Here is a 26,526-nt window from a genome sequence, read left to right on the forward strand (position 1 = left end):
AAACCCTAATTCCACAAGCCTGTCGAAAACTTGCATGGGTTCAACAGAAGGGGCAGCCAAAGGTCAAGCCATTTTCCCTTGAAACAGTGGATCGGGCATGGTTTGCCATCACGCTTTCGGCCCAGATCCGGGGTCCGCAGTCGCAAAGCCCGGTCTGCGACTCGGTCTGCGGCCCGGTCTTTGGGATGGTTCAACGCCTGCCGATTTGCGGCGTGGCGTCGAGCTTGGTGCGATGACGTTCCGCCCATTCGAGGAATTCGCTGATCGGCATCGGCGCGGCAATCGCCGGGCCCTGCACCGCCGAGCAGCCCAACTGGCACAGCATCGCGTGTTCGGCGATCCCCGGCACCCCTTCGGCGAGCGTTTCCAGTCCCAGCCCCTCCGCCATCGACACGATCGCGGCGGTCAGGCGCTGGTGTTCGGTGTTGTGGTCGATCTCTGCCGTGAGCGAACGATGGATGCGCAGCCGCTGCGGCCCGATCTGGCGGATCGTCTCCGCCGAGACGGGGCCGGAGCCGAATCCCGCCAGTTCGATCAGGCAGCCGAGGCGCTTGATCGCGTGCAGCGTATGGCTGCAGACCGGATCGTCGAGCCGTGCCACCATCGCCTGCGGGACGATCAGCCGCAGCCGGTTCGGGGCGATCTCGAAGCGGTCGAATTCCCAGGCCAGCCGCTCGGCCAGCTTCGGGTCGCTCATCTGCCCGGGCAGGAAAGGAAGCGAGGCCGGGCCGAAATCGCTACCGTCGCGGGCGATGTCGCGCAGTGCGCCGAAAGCCGCGTAAAGCATGACCTCGGAGAAGCGCGCGCCAAGCCCTGCAGCCTCGATCGCGGGGAGTATCTCGCTTTCGGTCAGAATCCCGCGTTGAGCATGAAGCCAGCGCGGAATCGCCTGAAACCCGCTGATATCGCCTGTGTCGGTGGAAATCTGCGGCAGGAAAAACGCCTTGATATGGCCTGCTTCGAGCGCCTCTCCCACACTGGCGGACAGCGGATGCGGGCCCGGCTCTTTCATGGCGACCTTGTCCGAGTGGGAGGAGCGGATCGCGCCGGGGCCGGATTGCATCGCGCGGTTGGCCGCGGTTTCGGCGCGCGAGAGCGCCGCCTCCGCCTCTGTGTTGGCGCGCGCGTCAGCCTTGGCCTGCGAGGCGGCGTCGTCGCGATAGGCCGGGGCTGCGGCACTTCGGCCCACGAGGTGAAAACCGATATGCATGGTGATCTCCTGCGTCTGCTCGGCAATCACGTAAGGCTCGCTCACCGCTTCCTGAAGGCGGCCGCAAAGCTGGATCATCCCTTCGAGGCCAAGCCGCGGCGTCGGCCGAAGCAGCACCGCGAAACGCGCGCCGTCCCAGCGCGTGACCACATCGCCGCTGCGCAATTGCGCCTGAAGCCGTTCGCCGATCCGGCGCAGCAGAAGATCGAATTCCTTCGGGTGCAACCGCCGCAGCACCTGATCGGGTGCGTCGAGCCCGAGGATCAGGCATCCGGTCGGGCGATTGCGCCGCTGCGAATCCTGCAAGGAGGCGGCCATCTCGGCAATCGCGGCACTCGGCGGCAGCAGGCCGGTCGCGGGGTCGCATCCTTCCTCGTCGATCTCGACCGGAACGGGCAGGCGGCGGGTCATCCAGCCCACCAGAATCGCGGTCAGACCGATTAGCACCATCGCCTCCGGCCCGACCCAAAGCAGGGCGAGCCCGCAGGCCGGCAAAAAGGCGATCATCTCGCGTCGGAGCAGAACCGGACCCGGCTTACCGTTATATCTTGCGCGCAGCTCTGATTTGCGGGCGGCGCGCTTGCCCCCGTCATTTCCCATGACACCTACCCCCGTGGCACATGCGGGCCCCTCAAGGTCCCCCTTCGCCAGCAAGGCTAGACGTCAATGGTGTTCAGCCGGTTAATCGCGCTCGCGCAAAACCGGGACGTTTTCGTTAAAATCCGCTTCACCCTCCGCGCGGCGCTCGAGCCCCGCGAAATCGAAGATCGAGGGGTCGCACAGATGCGAGGGGCGCGCGTTCATCAGCGCCTTGAACATCTTGTTGCGGCGGCCGGGCGCGTTCTTCTCCCAGCCGTCGAGCATCATCTTCACCTGCTGGCGCTGCAGCCCGTCCTGAGAGCCGCAGAGGTCGCAGGGGATGATCGGATAGTCCATCGCGCGGGCGAATTTCTCGCAATCGGCCTCGGAGACGAAGGCCAGCGGGCGATAGACGAAGAGATCGCCTTCCTCGTTCAGCAGTTTCGGCGGCATCGTCGCAAGGCGCGAGCCGTGGAACAGGTTCATGAAGAAGGTTTCCAAGATGTCGTCGCGGTGATGGCCCAGCACGACCGCCGAGCACCCTTCCTCGCGCGCGATGCGATAGAGGTTGCCACGCCGCAGCCGCGAGCACAGCGCGCAATAGGTGCGGCCCTGCGGGACCTTGTCCATCACGATCGAATAGGTGTCCTGATATTCGATCCGATGCGGCACGCCCATCTTCTCGAGGAATTCCGGCAGCACGGTCGCGGGGAACCCCGGCTGACCCTGATCGAGATTGCAGGCCAGCAACTCCACCGGCAGCAGCCCGCGCCACTGCAGCTCGTGCAGCACGGCCAGAAGCGTATAGCTGTCCTTGCCGCCCGAGAGGCAGACCAGCCAGCGTTGCCCGCGTTCGATCATCCCGTATTTCTCGATCGCCTCGCGGGTCTCGCGCACGATGCGTTTGCGCAGCTTCTTGAACTCGGTGGTCGAGGGCGCGCCTGCGAAAAGCGGATGGATCGGGCTGTCTTCGTCATCAAGCATCTGGAGTGTCCTTCGCGTCATGCGCATGGGCGCAACGATGGGCGGCGTCATGGTCGGGATCGGCCCCGGGCACCGGATCATAGCCATGCCCGCCCCAGGGGTGGCAGCTCAGGAGCCGCTTCCCGGCCAGCCAGCCACCCTTCACCGCACCATGCCGTTCGAGCGCTTCGAGCGCATAGGACGAACAGGTCGGCTGATAGCGGCAGCCATGCCCCATCCAGGGGCTCAGCAGCAGGCGATAGGCATGAACCGGCAGGGCGAGGATTCGGGCGAGGGGGCTCATTTGCGTTTGCTCCCCTTGGGTTTGCGCGGCCGCGGCGGGGTGATCGGCAAATCGTGAATGACCGTGAGCACGGTCTCGAATTCGGCCAGCATGGCGGCGAAGTCGCGGGTGGCGGTCGCCTCGGGGCGTCCGACCAGAACATAGTCCCAGCCCGGCCGACCCGCCTTGGGCAGAACCTGCCGCGCGATCTCGCGCAGGCGGCGTTTCGCGCGATTGCGCGCCACCGCATTGCCGAGCTTCTTCGAGCAGGTGAAGCCCACGCGGATCAGATCGGGGGCGACGGGCTCGCCCTCGCGGCGCTTGCGCGCCTGCAGCAGAAAGCCGGGCATCCCCTTACGCTGCGCCGAGGCCGCTTTCAGGAAATCCGCCCGCTGCCGCAGAACCGCGGTCGGACGAGTCGGATCATCTGAGCGTATGGCGGCCATCAGGGGACCTCCGGCGAATAAACGGCACGCAAAATAGCGAAGCCGCCGGTCTTTTCACCGATCCGACCCGAGGGCCCGACCTGCGAAAAGCATCCGGCGGCGTCAAAAGCCAGTCGCGGCTGTGACGGCCTTAAGCCGACAGACGCTTACGGCCCTTCGCGCGGCGGGCGTTGAGAACCCGGCGTCCACCCTTCGTGGCCATGCGGCTGCGGAAGCCGTGGCGACGGGCGCGAACGAGGTTCGACGGCTGGAACGTGCGTTTCATCGTTTTCACTCCGGTTCGGGCCCCAGAAACAGGATTCGAGGCCAGATAGCATTTCGAAGCCCGGTCTTTAGTGGCCTCTCCCCAGCAAGTCAATTCGCGAAAGCGGGTTTTTTCGGGCTTTTCCGGTCGCTTCGCACGGATCGTGACCGCTCACGGGGTTTTGCCTTCTGCGCGAGCCGCCTATCTTGTGCGCAAAGCGCGGCTGACGCCGGGGACGGCATCCTTGCATCCCGACCAGCGGTGCATCAAGAGTGACATTGAAGGGGACGGGCCGACCCTGTGGGGCGGCCCTGCGTTTGATAGGCGATGAAAGTGAACACTCTTTCAGGACGTTTTCTGATCCTGACCACGGTTTTCGTGGTGCTCGCCGAGGCGTTGATCCTTTTGCCGGGTTTGGCGAATTTCCGCGAAGACTATCTTCTAACGCGACTTGAGCGCGCGCAGATCGCCTCGCTTGCTCTTCTGACCACCGACACCACTATCGCGCCCGATCTGGAAAAAGAGCTTCTGTCCAATGCGGGCGTCTTCAACGTGGTGCTGCGCAGAGACGCGGCGCGGCAGCTGGTGCTGTCCTCGCCGATTCCCTCTCCGGTGACCGAAACCTACGACCTGCGCGATTCGACGGAATGGACGCGGATTCGCGATGCGGTCCACGCGCTCTTCGATTCCGGGGATCGCGTGATCCGGGTGCTGGGTCAGCCGGTGCAGAAGGGCGGTATCGTGATCGAGGTGACGCTCGCGACCGAACCGATGCGGATCGCGATGGTGGAATACGGGCTGCGGCTCTTGTCGATCTCGGCGGTCTTCTCGGTGATCACCGCCGTTTTGCTGTTCCTTCTGGTGCGCCGCCTGATGGTTGTGCCGATCAAGCGGCTGGTCGCGCATATGTCTTCTTACGCGGACGCGCCCGAGGATGCCCGGCGCATCATAACTCCGCAGGCCAGCGTCGAGGAGCTGCGCGTGGCGGAAGAGGCGCTGGCCTCTATGCAGCAGCAGCTCACCGCGTCGCTGCGCCAGAAGGAGCGTCTCGCGCAGCTGGGGCAGGCGGTCGCTAAGATCAGCCACGACCTGCGCAACATCCTGACCACGGCGCAGCTCTTCGCCGATCGGATGGAAAGCTCCGACGATCCCGGCGTGAAGCGCGCGGCGCCCAAGCTGACCGGCTCGATCGAGCGCGCGATCAACCTGTGCGAAACGACGCTCGCCTTCGGCAAGGCCAAGGAGCCGCCGCCGACGCTGTCGCGCTTCATGTTCGGCGAGCTGGCGCAGGAGGTTCTGGAGAACGAAGAACATCCGAGCGAAGGCCCGCTCGTCGATTTTGTCACCGACATGCCACCGAATCTGGTGATCCGCGCCGACCGCGAGCAGCTCTATCGCGTGCTCAACAACCTCGTGCGCAACGCGCGACAGGCGATCGAGGCGACTGGCCAGAGCGGCACGGTGGAGATCGGGGCAGGCGAGAATGCCGATGGCTGGTGGATTCGCGTTCAAGATAGCGGCCCCGGCCTGCCGGAGACCGCGCGCGAACACCTCTTCAAGCCGTTCACGGGCGGCACCCGTGCGGGCGGCACGGGCCTTGGTCTCGCCATCGCGGCCGAGTTGATTCGTGGCCATGGCGGGCGTCTGGACCTGGTGCGGACCGACGGCAACGGCACCGAGTTCCGGATCTTCCTGCCCTCGGATATCGCGCTGGATTGCGCCTCCGAGAAGGGCGCGGGCGCAATTTCCTGAGCCTGCGCGGGGTTACGTTCCGCGCGGAGCGTGCCCATCCGGGAGGCTGCCGCGAGGGCATCCGGAAATTTTGACGGTTTTCCAAAATTGCCTCGAATTTGCTCTTGCATCGCTCCGACGTGGCCGTTACATCGCCCCACATAAGCGGACCCGTAGCTCAGCTGGATAGAGCACTTGACTACGAATCAAGGGGTCGGGCGTTCGAATCGTCCCGGGTCCGCCATTTCCCCCTCCTACTGAAAGCCAATGCCTCGCAGGCCATGCCTGTCGTTCGCGCTGTTGTCTGCTGCGGTCTGCGCGCTCTGTCGGTCGCGCATGTTGAGTCGTGGGCTCTTGGTCGTCTTTGGGTGCGTCTCATCGGACAAGCTCTCGCTGCGCTGCGAGAGGGGCTCCGGGCCGCGCGTGGGTGTGGGGTGTCGCGGAGGTGTTCGAAGGGTGGCTACGCGCGCTGATCGACGCTCTGAGTCCTCTCCGGGCGGGATCCAAAGACAAGACGCTTGGAATGCCCTCTCGAGCTTCTCTCAGGCGTCTGTCGGAAGCGGCGTGCGGCTCAGCGGTTTTCAGAGAAACAAACCCTCGGAAACGCGAAACCCCGCCACGAGGGGCGGGGTTTTCGACGTCGCGAAGTTTGTATTGGTGGAGCCAAGGGGAGTCGAACCCCTGACCTCTTGAATGCCATTCAAGCGCTCTCCCAACTGAGCTATGGCCCCACCGGAGGTCCAGCGGGTAGCCCCGCTGTGTGGGGAGGCGTATAGGCAAAGCGCCGCGGCGGCGCAAGAGGAATTTCGCTCCGAACTGCGCGAAAATTTCGTCTCTCTCGCCTTCCCGAACGTCAGTCTTCATCTGCACCCGGAAGCAGGGCGCGAGGCCGCAGGCCGGGGCAGGGCGCCGGGCCAAAGAAAAAGGCGCCACGGTTTCCCGTCGCGCCTTGATCAATGGTCCCGAGCGGCCCAGCCGATCAGTTGTCTTCCTTGTCCTCGGTGCTGACATCCGCGATGTCATCGAGCGAGACATTGTCGTCATCGTCGTCGTCGTCGAGCAGATCGTCGTCGAGATCCACGTCACCGTCATCGGTGTCGAGATCGTCATCTTCGAGACTGACGCCATCCTCTTTCTGAGACGACGTCTTGTCGGTCGTAAGCGTACGACCGCTGCCCGAGGTCAGAGCCTCGAGGGTAAAGGTGTTGTTGCAGACCGGGCAGGTCATCGGGTCGTTATTCAGGTCGTAAAAGCGGCTCGCGCAATGCGGGCACAGACGCTTGACGCCCCATTCCTCTTTCGGCATGGAATTCTCCTGCGCACTTAATCCAGCAGAGTCGCAGCCACCTGCCACATGCCGGGCAGGGTGTCAAAGCCTTTTCGTGCCTTTTCTGGCCGGGCCGCGACCCGCAGGCCGCCTCTCGCTGTCGAACCTTTCGGAGAAAACTTCTGTCCCGCACGCCCCCCATTCCGGAACTGCCTGAGGTGGAGTTGGTTCTGCGCCGCTCAGGCCGTGCGCGCAGGTTCTCTCTGCGGGTGTCGCGGGTGGACGGCCGCGTGGCGCTCACGATCCCGCGGGGTGCGTCCGAGCGCGAGGCTTTGGCCTTCGCGCGCTCGCAGACCGAATGGCTGCGCAAGACCCTCGGGGCGATTCCGCCCGCGCAGGCGGTGCGATTCGGGCAAGGCATCCCGTTCGAGGGGCAGATGCTGACATTGGAGCCCGCACGGTTGCGCAGCCCGAAGATCGACGGCGCGCGGCTCTTGGTGCCCGAAGACCCGGCACGGCTGGGGGTGCGGGTCGAGACCTTTTTCAAACACGCGGCCCGTCTGCGGCTGCATGCGGCCAGCACGCGCTATGCCTCCGAGATCGGGCGCGACTTTGCCAAGATCACGATTCGCGATACGCGCTCGCGCTGGGGTTCGTGCAGCTCCACCGGGGCGCTTTCCTATAGCTGGCGGCTGATCATGGCGCCGCCGGAGGTGCTCGACTACGTCGCGGCCCATGAGGTCGCGCATCTCGAGGAGATGAATCACTCGCCCGCCTTCTGGCGCGTCGTCGAGGCCCTGCGCCCGAGCTTCAAGACAGAGCGCGCCTGGCTCAAGCGCGAAGGCTCTGCGTTGCATGCGATCCGGTTTCGAGATTGACCCCGGCTGCTAACGTGATCACAAAAAGCGCATGACCACGATTTCCACACGCCCCATCGAGACCGCCGCCCATGATCGGCTTTACCGCGCCTTGCGCCAGCAGATCATGGTGGGGGAGTTGCTGCCGGGCACCGCGCTGACGCTGCGCGGCTTAGGCAAGCAATACGGTGTCTCCATGACCCCCGCGCGCGAGGCGCTGCGGCGGTTGGTGGCGGAAGGGGCGCTGACGCTGTCGAGTTCGGGCCGCGTCGCCACGCCGGAACTGTCGAACGAGCGGATCGAGGAGCTGGCGGCGCTGCGCGCACTGATCGAGCCGGAGCTGTCGGCCCGCGCCCTGCCGCGCGCCCACCTCGCGCTGATCGACCGTCTCGGCGCGATCAACGTCGCCAATGCCGAGGCTGTCGCGAAACAGGATGCGGTCGGCTACATCCGCACCAATCTCGAATTCCACCGTACGCTCTATCTGCGCGCGCAGGCGCCCGCGATGCTCGCGGTGATCGAAACCGTCTGGCTGCAGCTGGGGCCGACGATGCGCGCGGTCTACACCAAGCTGCAGCGCAACGAACCGCCGCGCCACCACCGGATGATTCTCTCGGCGCTGCGTGCGGGCGACGAACCGGCGCTTCGATTGGCCGTGCGCACCGATGTGACCCAGGGTTTGCGTCACCTGGCCCAGCGTGGCTGGTAAAACCGCCCCTTAAGCGATGTGTAAGGGGCATAAAAACGGCTTGGGCGACTTGACGCGAGACGCCATTGCCCGTATTCCGCGCCAACAGATTTTCGGGCGCTGCCGGGCGGCGCCTTCTCATGTTGGGGCCGGGCGCGCGATTCGCGTAACTTCGGCCAGGTAAGAAACGAAGGAAGAATGCCATGTCGCGCGTTTGCGAACTGACCGGCAAGGGCCCCACGACGGGCAACAAAGTGAGCCACGCGAACAACAAGTCGCGTCGTCGCTTCCTGCCGAACCTGAACGATGTCTCCCTGATCTCGGACACCCTGGGCCAGAGCTTCAAGCTGCGCGTTTCCGCAGCCGGCCTGCGCTCGGTTGACCACCGCGGCGGTCTCGACGCGTTCCTCGCCAAGGCGAAGGATGCGGACCTGTCGGTGAACGCTCTGAAGATCAAGAAAGCGATCGCGAAAGCTCAGGCAGCCGCCTGATCCTTTCCGGATCCACGGTTTCGAAAACCCCGCGCTTCGGCGCGGGGTTTTTGCTTATGCGGCTCGATCTGCCGTATTTCCCTCCCTGCGCCGTCACGCTAGTGTGAGCGCCATGTGGAGGACGCGCTTCAAGCTGCCAATCGGGATCGCCGCGGCGCTCATGCTGGCCATGACCAGCATGACGATGGCGGTCGCACGCGGTCAGGCGCGCGTCGCGGGCGAGGTGGTGCTCTGCACCGGCTATGGCGTGACCACGGTCAGCGTCGATGCCGAGGGCAACCCGACCGGCCCCGCCCATATCTGCCCCGACATGGTGCTGGCGATGATGGCTGCCGTTGCAGTCGCGCCGGCGCTGCCGACACCGCCGAAGGGCGAGGGGCGCAGCGTCGAGACGGTCGAGCCCGAGACCGCGCAGGCGCAGGCCGTCGTGGTGCCGCGCGCCCGCGGACCACCCGTGCCCGTCTGATCCCAAGCTTTCAGACGAACACACCCACAGGAGACGCACATGATCCGCAAATACCTGATGAGCGCGGCCCTGATCGCCGCAGCTCTCCCCGCCTTCGCCGCCGAGCCCATCCAGATCATCGACCCTTACGTCCGGGTCTCGACGCCGATGTCGAAGTCGGCGGCGGCCTTCATGGAGATCAAGAATATCTCCGATCTCGACGATCGCCTTCTCTCGGTCAGCTCGAACATCGCCGCGCGCGTCGAGTTGCATACCCACAAGCAGGGGCCGAATGGCGAGATGCAGATGCTCGAGGTCAAGGAAGGCTTCGAGATCCCCGCCAAGGGTGAGCATGTCCTGCAGCGCGGCGGCGATCACGTCATGTTCATGGGGCTGGTTCAGCCGCTCCATCAAGGCGACATGGTCACGCTCAACCTGCGCTTCGAGAAGACGGGGCTGATGGTCGTGGACATCCCGGTCGATCTGAACCGCGATCAGCCTGCCGCACCGTCGCAGGACGCCGCGCCGGTCGCCGATCCCCAGATTTCGCATGAGGCTATTACCCACGGGGAGCCGGAACATACCGAGCCCACGATGGACAAGAAAGAAAGCGATATGTGATCGGGGCCGGGCAGGGCGGCGCTCAGCCGCCCAGCTGCTCCAGCATCTCGGCTGCGGCCGCCGAGGCCGCACTTTCGCCGCTGGCCACGGCATCGCCAAGCTCGCGCATCTTCGCGCGGATTTCCGGGTCCTGGCGCAACCGCGCAAGCAGCCCCTCGCGCACCTCGGCCTCGAACCAGTGGCGTGCCTGCTCGGCCCGGCGCTGATCGAAATGCCCGTTCGCGCGCCGCCATTCGGCCAGCGCGGTCATCTCGTCCCAGGCCTTCTCCAGCCCGTTCTCTTCCATCGCCGAGACTGGCAGCGCCTTGGGGAAGCCCTCGGGGTCCTGAGGCCGCTTGCGCAGCAGCCGCAGCGCGCCCGCGTAATCCGAGACCGTCCGCATTGCGGCCGGTTTCAGATCGCCATCGGCCTTGTTCACCAAGATCAGGTCGGCCATCTCCATGATGCCGCGCTTGACGCCCTGAAGCTCGTCGCCGCCCGCAGGGGCCATCAGCAGCACGAACAGGTCCACCATCTCGGCCACCAGCGTCTCGGACTGACCGACACCCACGGTCTCGATCAGCACCACGTCGAAGCCCGCCGCCTCGCACAGAGACACCGCCTCGCGGGTGCGCCGCGCGACGCCGCCCAGATGCGCCTGAGAGGGAGAGGGACGGATGAAAGCGTTCGGATCGCGCGACAGCCGCTCCATCCGGGTCTTGTCGCCGAGGATCGAGCCGCCCGAGCGTGCCGAGGAGGGATCGACCGCCAGCACGGCGACCTTCAGCCCCTTCGCGGTCAGCATCATCCCGAAGGCTTCGATGAAGGTGGATTTGCCGACGCCCGGCGTGCCCGAAAGCCCGATGCGCAGCGCCTGACGCCCTTCGCCCGCCAGCGTATCCAAGAGTTCGACCGCCTGCGCGCGATGCTCGGCCCGGCCCGATTCCACCAGCGTGATCGCGCGGGCCAGGGCGCGGCGATCGGCGGCCAGAATGCGCGGAGCGAGGTCGGCGGGGCTTTGTTTGGTCATCGGCAGGCTTTCGCTGATTTTGGGTATTCGTGTCAAAAATGACATCAGACGTGAAGACTTAACGGTTACTTGCCTGCACCCTGCGACCTATGTCCAGAGCCAATGGGAAATTCCTGACACGAGGATGCCAATGACATCTCTTTCGAACCGTTCGACGCGCCCCTTGGCCGTCGCGCTTGCAGCGGCGCTGGTGATCGCGCCCTTGGGCGCGGCCCCTGCGCGCGCCGATCAAAGCGACAAGATCGTCTTCGACGTGGTGCTCAAAGGCATCCGCGCGGGCGAGTTGGCGATCAACGGCAAGATCACCGATGGCGCCTATGGCGCGAATGGCGTGTTGCAGACGGCGGGCCTCGTGGGGCTGCTGCGCAAGATCAAGTTCTCGGCCAGCGTCTCGGGGCTTCATGACGGCGAGAACTTCACCCCGATGAAATATTCCGAGGTGGACGACGCGCCGGGGCGCAAGTCGAAGCACCAGATCATCTACAATAACGGCACCCCCGTTTCCGTCAGCCAGCAGCCGCCGCGCAAGCCCAAACCCCGCGATGTCGATCCCGCGAAACAGGGCGGCACGGTCGATCCGCTGACCGCGCTCTATGCCGTGCTGCGCGATGTGCCGCGCGACGAGGCCTGCAAGCTCGACGTGAAGATGTATGACGGCGCGCGGCGCTCTCAGGTGCGCCTCTTCGATCCGAAACCGGATGGCAAAGATCTCGTCTGCTCGGGGGAATATCGCAGGCTCGAAGGGTTCTCGGAAAAGGACATGAAGGAAAAGAGCCGTTTCGCCTTCACCCTCTATTATGAGCCGAGCCCGAAGGGCGGTTTGCAGGTCGACAAGATCGAGACCGATACGATCTATGGAAAAGGCCGCCTCACTCGGCAATAAGGGGCGGGTGAACACAGACCGCTTTTCTCTTCCGATCGACGTGGTGCTGCCCGATCTGCGGGCGGCACTCTCTGCGCATGGCCGCGCGGTGCTGATGGCGCCGCCGGGCGCGGGCAAGACGACCCGCGTGCCGCTGGCGCTGCTCGATCAGATCGAGGGCCGGATCGTGATGCTGGAGCCGCGCCGTCTGGCCGCGCGCGCCGCCGCCGAGCGTATGGCGGACACCTTGGGCGAAAAGGTCGGCGAGACGGTCGGCTACCGCATCCGCGGCGAGGCGAAGGTCTCGAAAACCACCCGAATCGAAGTGGTGACCGAAGGCATCCTGACCCGCGTGCTGCAATCCGATCCGGAACTGACCGGCATAGGCTGCGTAATCTTCGACGAATTCCACGAACGCTCGCTCAATGCCGATCTGGGGCTGGCGCTGGCATGGGAGGTGCGCGGCGCGCTCAGGCCCGATCTGGCGCTGGTGGTGATGTCGGCCACGCTCGATGCCGAGCCGGTGGCGCAGCTTCTGGACGATGCGCCCATTGTGGTGTCCGAGGGCAGGGCCTATCCGGTGGAGACGCGGTGGCTGGATCGTCCGGTCGACAGTTCGATGCGGTTCGAGGCCGCGATGGCCGGGCTGATCGCCGAGGCCGCCGAGGCTACCGACGGCAGCCTCCTGACTTTCCTGCCGGGCGAGGGCGAGATTCGCCGTGTCGAAGCTCTGCTGAAGGGCCGCTTGCCCGCCGACATCGCGATCCGCCCGCTGTTCGGCGCGATGGAATTCGCCGCTCAACGCGCCGCTATCGCGCCCGCGCCTTCGGGCCGAAAATTGGTGCTGGCCACCGCCATCGCGGAAACCTCGCTGACCATCGAAGACATCCGCGTCGTGATCGACGGCGGCCGCGCCCGCCGCGCGCGCTTCGACCCAAGTTCGGGCATGGCGCGGCTTGTGACGGAGCCCGTCTCGCGCGCCGAGGCCGAGCAGCGCCGGGGCCGCGCGGGCCGCGTCGCGGAAGGCATCTGCTACCGCCTCTGGACCAAGGGCGCGGAAGGCGCGCTGCCGGCCTTTGCCCCGCCCGAGATCGAGGTGGCCGACCTCACGGGCCTCGCGCTGGAGCTTGCGCTTTGGGGCACCGAAGGCGGCGATCTGGCTTTCCTGACCCCTCCGCCCCCGCCTGCGATGGCGGAGGCGCGCGCTCTGCTCGAGGAACTCGGCGCGCTGAAATCGGGGCTGATCACCGAACACGGCCGCAAGCTCGCGAAACTGCCGCTGCATCCGCGCCTCGGGCATATGCTGTTGACCGCGGGCCCCGAGGCCGCCTCCCTTGCTGCCCTTCTGGCCGAGCGCGATCCGCTGCGGGGCGCGCCCGCCGATCTGACGCTGCGCCTCAGTGCGATCCGCGACCCGAAGCGCTTCGAGGCGAACCACCCCTATACGCCCCATCGCGGCACGATCGAGCGTATCCGCTCGGAGGCGAAGCGGCTGGCCCGCCTCGCCCCCGAGACGCCCGAGACCTACTCCCCCGCCGAGCAACTCGCGCTCGCTTACCCTGACCGCGTGGGCCTGCGCCGCAAGGGCGATGCGCCGCGCTACGTGCTGTCGGGCGGCAAGGGCGCGGTGGTGGCCGAGGGTGATCCGCTGGGCGCACAACGCCTGATCGTGGTGAGCGATCTCGACGGCGATCCGCGCGAGGCGAAAGTGCGCCAAGGTATCGCGATCTCCGAGGCCGAGGTTCGCCGCCTCTTCGCCGATCAGATCGCGTGGCACGATGTCTGCGACTGGTCCAAGCGCGAGGGCCGGGTGATCGCGCGCAAGCACGAACGGTTCGGCGCGCTGGTGCTGGACGATCGGGTCTGGAAGGACGCTCCGCGCGAGGCATTGGCGCGCGGCGCACTGGCCGGGCTGCGCCAGATCGGGCTACCGATGACGCCCGCCGCGCGCCGCCTTCAGGCGCGGGTGGAGCTGTTGCGCGGGCAGGGGGCCGATCTGCCCGATTTCTCGGATGAGGGGCTGTTGGAAAGGGCCGAGGACTGGCTGCTGCCCTATCTTGGCAAGGTGCGGACCGAGGCCGATCTGCGCAAGCTGGACCTGACCGATCCGCTGCGCGCAGCGCTCGACTGGGAGCAGATGCAGCTGGTGGATCGCTTGGCTCCTGCGCATTTCGAGACGCCCTTGGGTCGCCGCGTGCCAATCGACTACGCGGGCGAGGCACCAGGGATCGAGATCCGCCTGCAGGAGATGTTCGGCGTCACCGCCCATCCCACCGTCGGCCCGAAACGCCTGCCGCTGCGGATCACGCTGCTGTCGCCCGGTCACAAACCCATTCAGGTGACGATGGACCTGCCCGGCTTCTGGGAGGGCTCCTACGCCGATGTGCGCAAGGATATGCGCGGGCGCTACCCCAAGCATCCGTGGCCGGAAGACCCGCGCGAGGCCGATCCGACGCTGCGCGCCAAGCCCCGCAAATAGCTGCGCCCAATTGACCACGTTGACCGCGCGCGGCGCATTCGCGCATATGGCGCGAGGTAACGAGGGAAGAACATGACCGAAACGCTGAGCTTCGAGGACCGCAAGCGCCTCGTGATGACCGTGCTGATGACGCCCGATCAGGCGAATTTCTCCGGCAAGGTGCATGGCGGCGCGCTGCTGAACTGGCTCGATCGGGTCGCGTTCTCGCTCGCCTCGCGCTACTCGCAGCGCTACGCGGTGACGCTGTCGGTCGATCAGGTGACCTTCCAGCAGCCGATCAATGTGGGCGAGTTGGTGACCTTCCGCGCCAGCGTGAACCACACGGGCCGCACCTCGATGGAGATCGGCATCCGCGTCGAGGCCGAGAACATCACAGCCGGCACGCGGCGACACACCAATAGCTGCTATTTCACCATGGTCGCGGTGGACGAGGACGGCAAACCCGCCGCGGTGCCGAAGCTGGAGGCGGAGACGGCAGAAGAGCGCCACCGCTGGCGCGCCGCCGAACTGCGCCGGGAACTGCGCCGGGAGTTCGCCGCCAAGATGGACGCGGCGGCGGATCACGGCGAGGGGTGAGCCTGACGTTGTGATCGGTGTTTGGGCCGCCGCGCCAAACGAAAAAGGGCGCCCCGCGGGGCGCCCTTTCGCATATCTTTCGACCCGTGGCCGATCAGGCGTGGATCGCGCCGTCGCCGCAGGCGAGCGCGGCTTCGCGCACGGCTTCGGAGAAGGTCGGGTGGGCGTGGCAGGTCAGCGCCACGTCCTGCGCCGAGGCGCCGAATTCCATCGCCACGCAGATTTCGTGGATCAGGTCGCCCGCGCCGGGGCCGATGATGTGGCAGCCGAGGATGCGGTCGGTTTCCTTATCCGCGATCAGCTTCACGAAGCCGTCCGACTGGAACACCGCCTTGGCGCGGCCATTGCCCATGAAGGAGAACTTGCCGACCTTGTAGGCGCGACCTTCCTGCTTGAGCGCCTCTTCGGTCTGGCCCACCGAGGCGACTTCCGGGGTGGTGTAGATCACGCTCGGGATCACCTCGTAGTTCACGTGACCATGCTTGCCCGCGATGACTTCGGCGACGGCCATGCCTTCGTCCTCGGCCTTGTGGGCGAGCATCGGGCCGGTGACCGCATCACCGATCGCGTAGATGCCTTTCGCGGAGGTCTGCCAATGCGCGTCAGTCTTCACCTGACCGCGCGGCAGCATCTCGACGCCCACGCTCTCAAGGCCCAGACCATCGGTATAGGGCTTGCGGCCGGTCGCGACGAGAACGGTCTCGGCTTCGATCGAGGCGTTGCTCTCATCCTTGCGCAGCTGGTAGTTCACCGTGGCCTTGCCGTTCTTCACGTCGACGCCCTGAACGGCGGCGCCCATGACGAATTTCAGGCCCTGCTTGGACAGGATTTTCTGGAAGTTCTTGGAGACCTCGCCATCCATGCCGGGGGTGATCGCGTCGAGATATTCCACGACGGTCACATCCGCGCCGAGACGGGCATAGACCGAGCCCATTTCCAGACCGATGACGCCCGCGCCGATGACGACCATCGATTTCGGGATCTTGTTGAGCGACAGCGCGCCGGTCGAGGTCACGACGGTTTTCTCGTCGATCTCGATGCCCGGCAGCGAGGAGGGCTCGGAGCCGGTGGCGATCACGATGCTCTTGGCGTTGTGGACGTCCTCGCCCACTTTCACCTTGCCGGCTTCCGGGATCGAACCCCAGCCCTTGAGCCAGTCGATCTTGTTCTTCTTGAACAGGAACTCGATGCCCTTGGTGTTGCCGTCGATGACTTCCTGCTTGTAGGTCAGCATCTGCTTCCAGTCGACCGAGGGCGATTTGCCCTTCAGGCCCATCTTGGCGAAGTTATGCTCGGCTTCGTGCAGCTGATGCGTGGCATGCAGCAGCGCCTTGGAGGGGATGCAGCCCACGTTGAGGCAGGTGCCGCCGAGGCTGTCGCGGCCTTCGACACAGGCGGTTTTCAGGCCCAGCTGGGCGCAGCGGATGGCGCAGACATAGCCGCCCGGGCCGCCGCCGATCACGATCACATCATAGTCAGCCATTGTTCTTGCTCCTTGGGTTGGGGCGCGAGGGGGGCCTCGCGCCGGGAGGTCAGATCAGCGCGGCAATCGCCAGCGCCAGAATTGCGAAAAACGAAACGCTCCAGACATAGGAGCGCCACGGCACCCAGCCTTGCAGGTAGGCGGGAATGTAGAGGATGCGCGCTGCGAGGAAGATCCAGGCCAGCGCCGTGGTCAGCGCGGTCGTCTGCCCGGTGAGTCCCACGACCAGCGCGACGGGGGCGAAGAGGATCAGCCCCTCGAAGGAGTTGTTCATCGCGCGTTGCAGTCGGCCAAGCAGGGTCGAGATCTGCGGCGGCGTCTTGTCGCGCGGGGAGAGCGGGTAGCGCGGGCCCAGCTCGGTATTGGCCTTGATCGAATAGCCGACCATCAGCCCCAGATGGAGCAGAACGGCGAGGATCAGGACGGTGAGTTCGGGGGTCATTCGGTCGCTCCCGGCGGAGAGGGGGGTCCGGAGGGCTGTCTGCCCCCCGGACCCCCCGAGGATATTTGGCAAGAGCGAAGGGGCGGGGCGGCCGCCTTCGTCCTAAGTCGCTTACAGATCCATCAGCAGACGGCGCGGATCTTCCAGCGCTTCCTTGACGCGCACGAGGAAGGTCACGGCGCCTTTGCCGTCGACGATGCGGTGGTCGTAGCTCAGCGCGAGATACATCATCGGCTTGATGACGATCTGGCCGTTCTCGACCATCGGACGCTCCTGAATCTTGTGCATGCCGAGGATACCCGATTGCGGCGGGTTGAGGATCGGCGAGGACATCAGCGAGCCATAGACGCCGCCGTTCGAGATGGTAAACGACCCGCCCTGCATCTCGGCCATCGAGAGCTTGCCGTCACGGGCGCGGGTGCCCATCTCGGCGATCGTCTTCTCGATCGAGGCGAAGCTCATCTGGTCGGCATCGCGCACGACCGGCACGACGAGCCCGTTCGGGGTGCCCACGGCCACGCCCATGTGGACGTAGTTCTTATAGACCACCTCGTTGCCGTCGATCTCGGCGTTGACTTCCGGGACCTCTTTGAGCGCGTGGCAGCAGGCCTTCACGAAGAAGGACATGAAGCCGAGCTTCACGCCGTGCTTCTTGTTGAACAGGTCCTTGTACTCGTTGCGCAGGTTCATGACGCCCGACATGTCCACCTCGTTATAGGTGGTCAGCATCGCGGCGGTGTTCTGCGAGTCCTTGAGGCGCTTGGCGATGGTCGCACGCAGGCGGGTCATCTTCACGCGCTCTTCGCGCGATGCGTCATCGGCGTTGACCGGGCCGCGCGGCGCCTGCGAGGGCGTCGAGGCGACGGAAACCGACGCCTGCTTCGGCGCGCTTTCGGCCTTGGCGACGTCTTCTTTCATGATCCGGCCGTCTTTGCCCGAACCCTGAACGGAGGCCGGGTCGATGCCCTTCTCGGCCATCAGCTTCTTGGCGGAGGGCGCATCCTCGACATCCTTGCCGCCCTTGCCGCTGGCGGCGGGGGCTTCGGATTTGGCCTCTTCCTTCGCGGGGGCGCTGGCGGAAGCGCCACCGCTTTCGCCTTCGGCGATCACGGCGAGCTTGGCCGAGGCATCGACGGTCGCGCCTTCTTCGGCGACGATCTCCTTGAGAACGCCAGCCGCGGGAGACGGCACTTCGACGGAGACCTTGTCGGTTTCCAGCTCGCAGAGCATCTCGTCGGCCGCGACCGTGTCGCCGACCTTCTTGAACCACGTCGACACAGTTGCCTCGGTGACCGATTCACCAAGGCTGGGCACCATCACGTCGGTCATTTTTCCCTCGTTCGATTGGGGCTGTTGGGCGGGTTTTTCCGCCGGTTTGTCATCTTTCTTCGGCGCGGGGCTGGCGCCAGCCTCTTCGATCGTCGCGAGCAGCGCATCGACGCCGACGGTCTCGCCTTCGGCGGCCACGATCTCGCCGAGCGTGCCGGCCGCGGGGCTCGGCACTTCGACGGTCACCTTGTCGGTTTCGAGCTCGCAGAGCATCTCATCTGCGGCCACCGTGTCGCCGGGCTTCTTGAACCAGGTGGCGACGGTGGCTTCCGTGACGCTCTCGCCGAGCGTGGGAACGCGGACTTCAGTGGACATCTATTCAACCCTCCAGTGCATCGTTGACGAGCGCGTCCTGCTCGGCCTTGTGGCGGCTTGCCAGACCCGTCGCGGGCGAGGCGGAAGCTGCACGGCCTGCATAGCGCGCACGGGCATGTTTCGCGTCGATCTTGGCGAGGACCCATTCGATATAGGGCTCGACGAAGAACCAAGCGCCTTGGTTTTTCGGCTCCTCTTGGCACCAGACGATCTCGGCATTCTTGAAGCGGGTCAGCTCTTTGGTGACCGCCTGTGCGGGGAACGGGTAGAACTGTTCCAGACGCAGCAGGTAGACATCGTCCAGCCCGCGTTCGTCGCGCTGTGCCAGCAGGTCGTAATAGACCTTGCCCGAGCACATCACGACGCGCTTGATCTTGTCGTCGGACTTCAGCTCCAGATCCGAATTGCCGTGCTGCGCGTCGTCCCACAGCACGCGGTGGAAGCTGGACCCGGTGGTGAAGTCTTCCGTGGTCGAGACCGCCTTGGGGTGACGCAGAAGCGATTTCGGCGTCATCAGGATCAGCGGCTTGCGGAAGTCGCGATGGATCTGGCGGCGCAGAATGTGGAAGTAGTTCGCCGGCGTCGTGCAGTTCGCAACGATCCAGTTATCTTCCGCCGACAGCTGCAGGAAGCGCTCCAGACGGGCCGAGCTGTGCTCGGGGCCCTGACCTTCGAAACCGTGCGGCAGCAGGCAGACGAGGCCCGACATGCGCAGCCATTTCCGCTCGCCCGAGTTGATGAACTGGTCGAACATGATCTGCGCGCCGTTGGCGAAATCGCCGAACTGCGCTTCCCAGAGCGTCAGCGCCTTCGGTTCCGCCAGCGAGTAGCCGTATTCGAACCCGAGCACCGCATATTCGCTGAGCATCGAGTCGATCACCTCGTAGCGGGCCTGACCCTCACGAATGTTGTTCAGCGGGTAGTAGCGGTCTTCGTTGTCCTGATTGACCAGCGCCGAGTGGCGCTGCGAGAAGGTGCCGCGGGTGGCATCCTGACCCGACAGGCGCACCGGGTAGCCCTCGGTCAGGAGCGAGCCGAAGGCCAGTGCCTCGGCGGTCGCCCAGTCGAAGCCCTTGCCGGTCTCGAACATCTGCTTCTTGTTCTCGAGCAGACGCCCGACTGTCTTGTGCAGCGCGAATTTCTCGGGCGCGGTGACGAGCGCCTTGCCGACCTCTTCGAAGGTCTCGGGCGCGATCGCGGTGGTGCCGCGCTCGTATTCGCTCTTTTCCTGCTCCATGCCGGACCAGCGACCGTCGAGCCAGTCCGCCTTGTTCGGCTTGAAGACCTTGCCGGCTTCGAACTCCTCGTTGAGATGCGACTGGAACGAGGCTTTCATATCCTCGATCTCGCCCTCGGGGATCAGGCCGTCAGCCACGAGACGCTCGGTGTAGAGCTGCAGCGTGGTTTTGTGGGTCTTGATCGACTTGTACATCACCGGGTTGGTGAACATCGGCTCGTCGCCTTCGTTGTGACCGAAGCGGCGGTAGCAGAAGATGTCGATGACCACGTCCTTGTGGAACTTCTGGCGGAACTCGGTCGCGACGCGGGCTGCGTGCACGACGGCTTCCGGATCGTCGCCGTTCACGTGGAAGATCGGGGCTTCCACCATCAGCGCGAGATCGGTCGGGTAGGGCGAGGTGCGCGAGAAGTGCGGCGCGGTCGTGAAGCCGATCTGGTTGTTCACGACGAGGTGGATCGTGCCGCCCGTACGGTGGCCGCGAATGCCCGAGAGCTGGAAGCACTCGGCCACGACGCCCTGACCGGCGAAGGCCGCATCGCCGTGCAGCAGCACCGAGACGACCTTGGAGCGGTCCGAACGGTCGGCCAGCTGGTCCTGCTTGGCGCGGACCTTGCCGAGTGCGACCGGGTTCACCGCCTCGAGGTGCGAGGGGTTCGCGGTCAGCGACAGGTGAACCTTGTTGCCGTCGAACTCACGGTCGGCGGAAGCGCCGAGGTGGTATTTCACGTCGCCGGAGCCGTCCACGTCCTCGGGCTTGAACGAGCCGCCCTGGAATTCGTGGAAAATCGCGCGGTAGGGCTTTTGCAGCACGTTGGCGAGGACCGAGAGACGACCGCGGTGGGGCATGCCGACCACGACCTCTTGCAGGCCGAGCTGACCGCCCCGCTTGATGATCTGCTCCATCGCGGGGATCAGAGCTTCGCCGCCGTCGAGGCCGAACCGCTTGGTGCCCATGTATTTGACGTGCAGGAACTTCTCGAACCCTTCCGCCTCGACGAGCTTGTTGAGGATCGCGCGGCGGCCGGTCTTGGTGAAGGTGATCTCCTTGCCGTAGCCTTCGATGCGCTCTTTCAGCCAGGCCGATTGCTCGGGATCGGAGATGTGCATGTATTGCAGCGCGAAGGTGCCGCAATAGGTGCGCTTCACGATATCCATGATCTGGCGCATCGAGGCGATCTCGAGGCCGAGCACGTTGTCGATGAAGATCGGGCGATCCATGTCGGCATCGGTGAAGCCGTAGCTCTTCGGATCGAGCTCCGGGTGCTGGCCGGTGTCGCGCATGTTCAGCGGGTCGAGATCGGCGGCGAGGTGGCCACGGATACGGTAGGCGCGGATGATCATCAGCGCGCGGATCGAATCCAGCACGGCGCGCTTCACCGCGGCCTCATCGACCGGAACGCCAGCCTCGGCGGCCTTCTTCTTGATCTTGTCGCCAGCGGCCTTGCCCTCGGCAGGGGCGGCGGGCCATTCGCCGGTCAGCGCGGCGGTCAGGTCGTCGGCAGCCACCGGCGGCCAGTCGCGACGCTCCCAGCTTGCGCCTTCGGCGGATTTCTTCACGTCCTGATCGGGATCACCGAGCGAGGCGAAGAAGGCAGCCCAGGCGGTATCGACCGAAGACGGATCTTCGGCGAACTTGGCATAGAGCTGCTCGACATATTCGGCATTCGCGCCTTGCAGGAACTGCGAGGCATTGAACTGGTCGTTGGGGGATTGGTCGGTCATTTTCCTCACCTTCGGTCGGTGAAACAGGGATCTGTGGAACTCGAACGTCTATCAGCGGCCCATTGAACGGTTGGTTAAACGCTGGGCGCGCGTGGTGGCGGGGTCGCGCGGCGCGCAGAGGCTCTCGCGACGGATACAGGGGTGGAACGGGACATGATGTAGGGTCCTTTCCTTCGCGCGCGGGGCCATCACGGTTCCTTTGAAACCGGCACCTGTCGTCCCGGGCATATTGCCTTCTGGGTCAGTGATGTAGGTGCTGATGTCGGGACTTCCATGCAGGGCAGGGATGCGCGCGGACTGCATTGCGGCCGATGAGCGGATGGCCGCGACCGGAACGAGGCCGCCAGGGGCGGAATTTCCGGTGCGTTCGGAGGCGAGCCATGCATCGCTCGCGACGCGCTCAGCCGCAGAAAAAGACCGGCCCCCGTCGCTGCTTTCAAGCAGGGCGCATGCGACCGTCCCCGAAACGGGGAGGGAGGCGCGCCGTGCGATCCGCAGCGACATGGGTCCGGTCCTTTCCTTGGTCGGGATGCAGGGCCGCGTGCGCCGCGACCCTGCCAGTTTCGAGAGAGCTTATTCGCCCTTGATCGCTTTCATCACCGCTTCGCCCAGCGTAGCGGGGCTGTCAGCGACGACGATACCGGCCGACTTCATGGCCTCGATCTTGGATTCCGCATCACCTTTGCCGCCCGCGACGATCGCGCCGGCGTGGCCCATGCGGCGGCCGGGAGGGGCCGTGCGGCCAGCGATGAAGCCAGCGGTCGGCTTCCAGCGGCCTTTTTTCTTCTGCTCGGCGAGGAATTCCGCGGCTTCTTCTTCCGCCGAACCACCGATCTCACCGATCATGATGATCGATTCCGTCTCCGGATCGTCGAGGAACATATCGAGCACGTCGATATGCTCGGTGCCCTTGATCGGGTCACCGCCGATGCCGACGGCCGAGGACTGGCCCAGACCCATATCGGTGGTCTGCTTGACCGCCTCATAGGTCAGCGTGCCCGAGCGCGACACGACGCCGACCGAGCCACGCTTGTGGATGTGGCCGGGCATGATGCCGATCTTGCAGGCGTCGGGCGTGATGACACCGGGGCAGTTCGGGCCGATCAGACGCGACTTGGAGTCGATCAGCGCGCGCTTGACCTTCATCATGTCGAGGACCGGGATGCCTTCGGTGATGCAGACGATCAGCTCCATTTCCGCGTCAATCGCTTCGAGGATCGAGTCAGCCGCGAAGGGCGGCGGAACGTAGATCACCGAGGCATTTGCTTCGGTCTTGGCTTTCGCCTCGTGGACCGAGTTGAAGACCGGCAGGCCGAGATGCTCTTGGCCGCCTTTGCCGGGGGTCACGCCGCCGACCATCTTGGTGCCGTACGCGATTGCCTGCTCGGAGTGGAAGGTGCCCTGCGAGCCGGTGAAGCCCTGGCAGATGACCTTGGTGTTTTCGTTGACGAGAACTGCCATGATTCTTAGCCTTTCACCGCTTTGACGATTTTTTCTGCGCCATCCGACAGGTTGTCGGCGGCGATGACGTTCAGGCCGGAATTCGCGATGATTTCCTTGCCTTTTTCGACGTTGGTGCCCTCGAGACGGACGACCAGCGGCACTTCGAGGCCGACTTCCTTCACCGCAGCGATCACGCCTTCGGCGATGATGTCGCAGCGCATGATGCCGCCGAAGATGTTCACGAGGATCCCTTTGACGTTCTTGTCCGAGGTGATGATCTTGAACGCTTCGGTCACTTTCTCTTTCGTGGCGCCACCGCCAACGTCGAGGAAGTTCGCGGGCTCGGCGCCGTAGAGCTTGATGATGTCCATCGTGGCCATTGCGAGGCCAGCGCCGTTCACCATGCAGCCGATCTCACCGTCGAGCGCGATGTAGTTGAGGTCGTATTTCGACGCTTCGAGCTCTTTGCTGTCTTCTTCGGTCTCGTCGCGCAGCGCGGCGATGTCCGAGTGACGGTAGACGGCGTTGCCGTCGAAGCCGAGCTTGGCGTCGAGAACCTTCAGGTTGCCGTCGGTCATGACGATCAGCGGGTTGATCTCGAGCATCTCCATGTCCTTCTCGACGAAGGCTTGGTAGAGCTTGCCGAGAAGACCGACCATCTGCTTCACCTGCGGGCCTTCGAGGCCGAGCGAGAAGGCGACGCGGCGGCCGTGGAACGGCTGGTAGCCGGTGGCCGGGTCGATCGAGAAGCTGAGGATTTTCTCGGGCGTGTTCGCCGCGACTTCCTCGATGTCCATGCCACCTTCGGTCGAGGAGACGATCGAGACGCGCGAGGTCACGCGGTCGACGAGCAGCGCGAGATACAGTTCGCGCTCGATGTCGGAGCCGTCTTCGATGTAGATGCGGTTGACCTGCTTGCCCGCCGGGCCGGTCTGGTGCGTCACGAGCGTCTTGCCGAGCATCTGCTTGGCGAGCGTTTCAGCCTCTTCGACCGATTTGGCGAGGCGGACACCGCCCTTTTCGCCGGCTTCGGCTTCCTTGAAGTGGCCCTTGCCGCGACCGCCGGCGTGGATCTGCGCCTTGACGACCCAGAGCGGACCATCGAGTTCGCTGGCTGCGGTCTTCGCTTCTTCGGCCTTGAGGACGACACGGCCGTCCGAGACCGGTGCGCCATAGCTCTTGAGAAGCTGTTTGGCCTGATATTCGTGGATATTCATCCTTGGATACCCCATGCTGGTGCGATTTGAGGGGGTTCTAGGCTGTTAAGCGGGGCGGACAAACCGAAATCGCGACATTCTGCCCCACTCGCCCGGAAAAAGCGACATACGTGATCACAGCGCGGAAAGGTGTGATCACAAATCGGAAAATGCTGCGCTGTGGCATGGGAGCACTGGCACGACTCGGTCAATTGACCCTATCTGCGCGGAAGGCATCGGCAGGGATCGAATTTAGATGACGCAAGGGCAAGATATGCCGCGCTGGGGCGTGGTGGCGACGGTGGACGAACCCGCAGCGCTGGTGGCCGCCTATGTCGCGCATCACCTGAGCATCGGCGCGAGCGAGGTCCACGTCTTCTTCGACCGCCCGAACCCCGAAGCCGAGGCGCTGCTCGTCCCGGTCGAAGGGGCGTTCATTCACCATTCCGGCGATGACGACTGGGCGCGAAGCTGGCGGAAGAAACGCCCCGCGCGCCATCAGGGCCGCCAGAAATACAACGCGACCCGTGCGCTGGCCGAAACGAAGCTCGATTGGCTGATCCATTGTGACGCGGATGAATTCGTGAGCCTCGCGCGCCCGCTCGAATGGGAGCTGGCGAAGACGGGGGAGCAGAAAGCGTGGCTGCGGCTGGAGGTCGATGAGCGCTGCTATCTCGACCGCACTCCGGGCCCGGATATTTTCGGCGGCGTGTTCCGGCGGCGTTGGGACGGGTTTCAGGACGACGGGCTGATGTTCTACGGCTTCCGGTCGCGCTTTCTGAAGAAGGGTCTCGCGGGTCATGTCGCCGGAAAACCTGTCGTGAGGGCAGGGCGCGGCTATGCGATCGGGGTGCATTTCCCGCTGAAAGACTGGGACAGCAAGGAAAACGATCTGCCCTATCGGCCCAGCTATAACGGGCGGCTGATGCATTTCGACGGGCTGACGCCGTTGCACTTCATCCTCAAGATGCTGCGCCGCGCGACGACCAAGGTGCAGGGCCAGCCCGTGCCCTATGTCGGGTCCCGCAAGGCGCAATTCGCCGCGGCCGCCGAACGCGCCGCCGATCCCGCCGAGCTGAAAAAGCTGTGGTGGGAGGTGCAGGGGATGCGCGATTACGAGGCCGACGAGCTGGAAGCCCACGAGCTGCTGATCCGCCCCGAAGTGAAGATAGCCGCCGAGACCCGTGCGCTCTTCGGCGACAAGGTCGATCTTTCGCCCGCCGCCTTCGATCGCGCGCTGCTCCTCCATGAGGCCGAGCTGATCGCGCGGCTGCGCGAGGAATTCGGTTTCGACCCGGAGCCGCTCGTCAGTTCAGCGTGAACATCATCATGCCGGTCCGCCGCCCGACCAACCGCGAAAAGCGCGTCCAGTTCTCGGGCGTCAGCATCGGCGTGTCGGTGAAATAGGGATCGAGCGCCCAGCCCTGAACCACCCCGGTCAGGGGCAGCGGCGCGGGATTTTCCAGCCACGCTCCCAGATCGACCCCGACCGGCACGCGCCAGAAGGGGAAAGACTTCTCGCTCGTCAGGAGCGCCTCGCCATCGCTCAGCACGCCCCGCCACGTCTCGCCCAGGCCGTCGGGAAATTCGACGCCAAGCGCCTGATCCTGCGCGTCGCTCGGAATCCATTCCGCCTGATTGTCGGTCTCGGCCTCGGCCAGCTCCCAGAACTGGCGGTTCTGCGCGATCATCGCCAGCCAATGGTCACGTGCGGCACGGGTGCGCGTCGGATCGGGTTGCTGGTGGAGCATGTCGAGCACCGCCGCCGCCGGATCGATGAAGCTGAACATCATCATCCCGTCCATCGACGTGACTTGCCCGGTGCCCGTCGCCCTGTCGCGCGCTTCGACGAGTTTCGCATAGGTGTCCATCACGCGGGCGATGGCGGGCTCAGGGTCGAAGGCGAGGGTCAGCTCGCCCACGCCCGAGATCAGATGCGTATAGGCCGACAGCCAAGCCGCATCCGCATTGTCGAAGCGCACGATCCGCGAGGCGCCCGGGGCGGCCTCGGGGGAGCGGGGCATGAAAGCGCCGCGCAACAGCGTCACAGCGTCTTCGCCCCCGTCGTCACGCGCACCATTGCCATTCAGGTCAAACCAGAGATCGTTCAGATTGATCGCAAGACCGAACTCCGCTCCGTCGGCCAGCCCGTCGAGCGCGGTCTTGGCGCGATTCATGCCAGCGATCAGCGCTTCGCTTTGGCGCGTGACCGCATCGGCGGTGAAGGTTTCGCGCGGTGCGTCGCGCCCGCCGGGGACATTTCCGATAAATGGCATCAGCAAACGAGCGGCGCCCGCTTCCATTTGCCAACGCATCGTCGCTTCAAGACTTGCGAGGAATTCCAGCCCCCCGAGCGCGAAACGGTCCTTCGGGGCAAGCGCGTCCCGCGATTGCAGATCGGCCAGCACCGGCGCGATCCCCTCCGCCCCGATCTGCGCCGAGATCGGATCGGCGGCAGGCGCCTCGCTTCGTGCGATCTTGGCGGTCACCGGCCCGTCCTGCGCGTGTGCGCTAATCGGTGAAAACGCGAGAAGAACGGCAAGGCAAGGGGCGAGACGGGCGGAACACATGGCACTCTCCAAAACAAAGGGCGCGCCGAGAAAGG

25 protein-coding genes and 2 tRNA genes are annotated in these 26,526 nt (G+C 65.1%); 11 read left to right on the top strand and 16 right to left on the bottom strand.

Annotation, left to right across the window (positions count from 1 at the left end):
* Positions 1 to 190: 190 nt before the first annotated feature.
* From AXZ77_RS04940 to rpmH, 5 genes are all read right to left on the bottom strand, one after another.
* On the bottom strand, positions 191 to 1,717 hold the full coding sequence (locus tag AXZ77_RS04940; RefSeq protein WP_176535965.1) for a bifunctional diguanylate cyclase/phosphodiesterase: 1,527 nt from the start codon (positions 1,715 to 1,717) through the stop codon (positions 191 to 193).
* A 174-nt stretch (positions 1,718 to 1,891) separates the two neighbouring features.
* Entirely contained in the window at positions 1,892 to 2,773 is an 882-nt protein-coding gene (ttcA, locus tag AXZ77_RS04945) for a tRNA 2-thiocytidine(32) synthetase TtcA (protein WP_078539799.1), read from the bottom strand.
* Positions 2,766 to 3,056, bottom strand: coding sequence for a membrane protein insertion efficiency factor YidD (gene yidD, locus AXZ77_RS04950; protein WP_083079214.1), 291 nt, complete (start codon positions 3,054 to 3,056; stop codon positions 2,766 to 2,768). Before yidD ends, ttcA begins: the two co-directional genes overlap by 8 nt.
* Positions 3,053 to 3,481 carry a ribonuclease P protein component gene (gene rnpA, locus AXZ77_RS04955; protein ID WP_098410283.1) on the bottom strand — a complete coding sequence of 143 codons (429 nt, stop codon included), beginning with the start codon at positions 3,479 to 3,481 and terminating at the stop codon, positions 3,053 to 3,055. The genes yidD and rnpA overlap by 4 nt, the downstream gene beginning before the upstream one ends.
* A 130-nt stretch (positions 3,482 to 3,611) precedes the next feature.
* Complete coding sequence (gene rpmH / locus AXZ77_RS04960; RefSeq protein ID WP_075776231.1) at positions 3,612 to 3,746, bottom strand: 50S ribosomal protein L34; 135 nt, start codon at positions 3,744 to 3,746, stop codon at positions 3,612 to 3,614.
* Between the two features lie 306 nt (positions 3,747 to 4,052).
* Here rpmH and AXZ77_RS04965 point away from each other — a divergent pair, with 306 nt between their 5' ends.
* The gene (locus AXZ77_RS04965) at positions 4,053 to 5,477 is read left to right on the top strand and encodes a HAMP domain-containing sensor histidine kinase (protein ID WP_098410284.1); all 1,425 of its coding nucleotides are present in this window, start codon (positions 4,053 to 4,055) and stop codon (positions 5,475 to 5,477) included.
* Positions 5,478 to 5,623: 146 nt separating this feature from the next.
* Positions 5,624 to 5,700, top strand: a tRNA-Arg gene (locus tag AXZ77_RS04970).
* Positions 5,701 to 6,111: 411 nt separating this feature from the next.
* On the opposite strand, the gene AXZ77_RS04975 is transcribed toward AXZ77_RS04970, so the two are convergent.
* Both AXZ77_RS04975 and AXZ77_RS04980 read right to left on the bottom strand, forming a co-directional pair.
* A tRNA-Ala gene (locus AXZ77_RS04975) sits at positions 6,112 to 6,187 on the bottom strand.
* A gap of 248 nt (positions 6,188 to 6,435) precedes the next feature.
* Complete coding sequence (locus AXZ77_RS04980) at positions 6,436 to 6,762, bottom strand: FYDLN acid domain-containing protein (protein ID WP_098410285.1); 327 nt, start codon at positions 6,760 to 6,762, stop codon at positions 6,436 to 6,438.
* 143 nt (positions 6,763 to 6,905) lie between these two features.
* Between AXZ77_RS04980 and AXZ77_RS04985 the strand changes: the two genes are divergently transcribed.
* From AXZ77_RS04985 to AXZ77_RS05005, 5 genes are all read left to right on the top strand, one after another.
* The gene (locus AXZ77_RS04985) at positions 6,906 to 7,601 is read left to right on the top strand and encodes a M48 family metallopeptidase (RefSeq protein WP_098410286.1); all 696 of its coding nucleotides are present in this window, start codon (positions 6,906 to 6,908) and stop codon (positions 7,599 to 7,601) included.
* A gap of 31 nt (positions 7,602 to 7,632) precedes the next feature.
* Positions 7,633 to 8,289 carry a GntR family transcriptional regulator gene (locus AXZ77_RS04990; RefSeq protein WP_078519736.1) on the top strand — a complete coding sequence of 219 codons (657 nt, stop codon included), beginning with the start codon at positions 7,633 to 7,635 and terminating at the stop codon, positions 8,287 to 8,289.
* 182 nt (positions 8,290 to 8,471) lie between these two features.
* Positions 8,472 to 8,759 (top strand): 50S ribosomal protein L28, encoded by a 288-nt coding sequence (gene rpmB, locus AXZ77_RS04995; RefSeq protein WP_098410287.1) that lies wholly within the window; start codon positions 8,472 to 8,474, stop codon positions 8,757 to 8,759.
* Between the two features lie 112 nt (positions 8,760 to 8,871).
* Positions 8,872 to 9,225 carry a hypothetical protein gene (locus AXZ77_RS05000; protein ID WP_098410288.1) on the top strand — a complete coding sequence of 118 codons (354 nt, stop codon included), beginning with the start codon at positions 8,872 to 8,874 and terminating at the stop codon, positions 9,223 to 9,225.
* Between the two features lie 39 nt (positions 9,226 to 9,264).
* Entirely contained in the window at positions 9,265 to 9,825 is a 561-nt protein-coding gene (locus tag AXZ77_RS05005) for a copper chaperone PCu(A)C (protein ID WP_098410289.1), read from the top strand.
* Positions 9,826 to 9,847: 22 nt separating this feature from the next.
* On the opposite strand, the gene meaB is transcribed toward AXZ77_RS05005, so the two are convergent.
* Complete coding sequence (meaB, locus tag AXZ77_RS05010) at positions 9,848 to 10,834, bottom strand: methylmalonyl Co-A mutase-associated GTPase MeaB (protein ID WP_098410290.1); 987 nt, start codon at positions 10,832 to 10,834, stop codon at positions 9,848 to 9,850.
* Between the two features lie 130 nt (positions 10,835 to 10,964).
* Between meaB and AXZ77_RS05015 the strand changes: the two genes are divergently transcribed.
* From AXZ77_RS05015 to AXZ77_RS05025, 3 genes are all read left to right on the top strand, one after another.
* On the top strand, positions 10,965 to 11,717 hold the full coding sequence (locus AXZ77_RS05015) for a DUF3108 domain-containing protein (RefSeq protein WP_098410291.1): 753 nt from the start codon (positions 10,965 to 10,967) through the stop codon (positions 11,715 to 11,717).
* Positions 11,689 to 14,175: an ATP-dependent helicase HrpB gene (gene hrpB, locus AXZ77_RS05020; protein ID WP_098410292.1), complete on the top strand. Its 2,487-nt coding sequence runs from the start codon at positions 11,689 to 11,691 to the stop codon at positions 14,173 to 14,175. The genes AXZ77_RS05015 and hrpB overlap by 29 nt, the downstream gene beginning before the upstream one ends.
* Positions 14,176 to 14,247: 72 nt before the next feature.
* Positions 14,248 to 14,751, top strand: a complete 504-nt coding sequence (locus AXZ77_RS05025) for an acyl-CoA thioesterase (RefSeq protein WP_078519729.1) — start codon at positions 14,248 to 14,250, stop codon at positions 14,749 to 14,751.
* 94 nt (positions 14,752 to 14,845) lie between these two features.
* On the opposite strand, the gene lpdA is transcribed toward AXZ77_RS05025, so the two are convergent.
* The 7 genes from lpdA to sucC form a co-directional block, all read right to left on the bottom strand.
* Positions 14,846 to 16,234, bottom strand: coding sequence for a dihydrolipoyl dehydrogenase (lpdA, locus tag AXZ77_RS05030; protein ID WP_098410293.1), 1,389 nt, complete (start codon positions 16,232 to 16,234; stop codon positions 14,846 to 14,848).
* Between the two features lie 49 nt (positions 16,235 to 16,283).
* Positions 16,284 to 16,676, bottom strand: coding sequence for an MAPEG family protein (locus AXZ77_RS05035; RefSeq protein ID WP_098410294.1), 393 nt, complete (start codon positions 16,674 to 16,676; stop codon positions 16,284 to 16,286).
* Between the two features lie 111 nt (positions 16,677 to 16,787).
* Positions 16,788 to 18,320: a 2-oxoglutarate dehydrogenase complex dihydrolipoyllysine-residue succinyltransferase gene (odhB, locus tag AXZ77_RS05040; protein WP_098410295.1), complete on the bottom strand. Its 1,533-nt coding sequence runs from the start codon at positions 18,318 to 18,320 to the stop codon at positions 16,788 to 16,790.
* Between the two features lie 4 nt (positions 18,321 to 18,324).
* Positions 18,325 to 21,282, bottom strand: coding sequence for a 2-oxoglutarate dehydrogenase E1 component (locus tag AXZ77_RS05045; RefSeq protein WP_098410296.1), 2,958 nt, complete (start codon positions 21,280 to 21,282; stop codon positions 18,325 to 18,327).
* Between the two features lie 51 nt (positions 21,283 to 21,333).
* Positions 21,334 to 21,786, bottom strand: a complete 453-nt coding sequence (locus AXZ77_RS05050) for a hypothetical protein (RefSeq protein WP_098410297.1) — start codon at positions 21,784 to 21,786, stop codon at positions 21,334 to 21,336.
* Positions 21,787 to 21,855: 69 nt separating this feature from the next.
* Entirely contained in the window at positions 21,856 to 22,743 is an 888-nt protein-coding gene (gene sucD, locus AXZ77_RS05055) for a succinate--CoA ligase subunit alpha (protein ID WP_075776193.1), read from the bottom strand.
* 5 nt (positions 22,744 to 22,748) lie between these two features.
* Positions 22,749 to 23,942 (bottom strand): ADP-forming succinate--CoA ligase subunit beta, encoded by a 1,194-nt coding sequence (sucC, locus tag AXZ77_RS05060; protein ID WP_078519722.1) that lies wholly within the window; start codon positions 23,940 to 23,942, stop codon positions 22,749 to 22,751.
* Between the two features lie 235 nt (positions 23,943 to 24,177).
* Here sucC and AXZ77_RS05065 point away from each other — a divergent pair, with 235 nt between their 5' ends.
* Positions 24,178 to 25,242: a glycosyltransferase family 2 protein gene (locus AXZ77_RS05065; protein ID WP_098410298.1), complete on the top strand. Its 1,065-nt coding sequence runs from the start codon at positions 24,178 to 24,180 to the stop codon at positions 25,240 to 25,242.
* On the opposite strand, the gene AXZ77_RS05070 is transcribed toward AXZ77_RS05065, so the two are convergent.
* A complete protein-coding gene (locus AXZ77_RS05070; protein ID WP_255266416.1) occupies positions 25,229 to 26,410 on the bottom strand; it encodes a hypothetical protein in 1,182 nt (393 codons plus the stop codon). The genes AXZ77_RS05065 and AXZ77_RS05070 overlap by 14 nt on opposite strands.
* Positions 26,411 to 26,526 lie beyond the last annotated feature (116 nt).

This window comes from Thioclava sp. ES.031, assembly GCF_002563775.1.
Taxonomy (GTDB): Bacteria; Pseudomonadota; Alphaproteobacteria; order Rhodobacterales; family Rhodobacteraceae; genus Thioclava.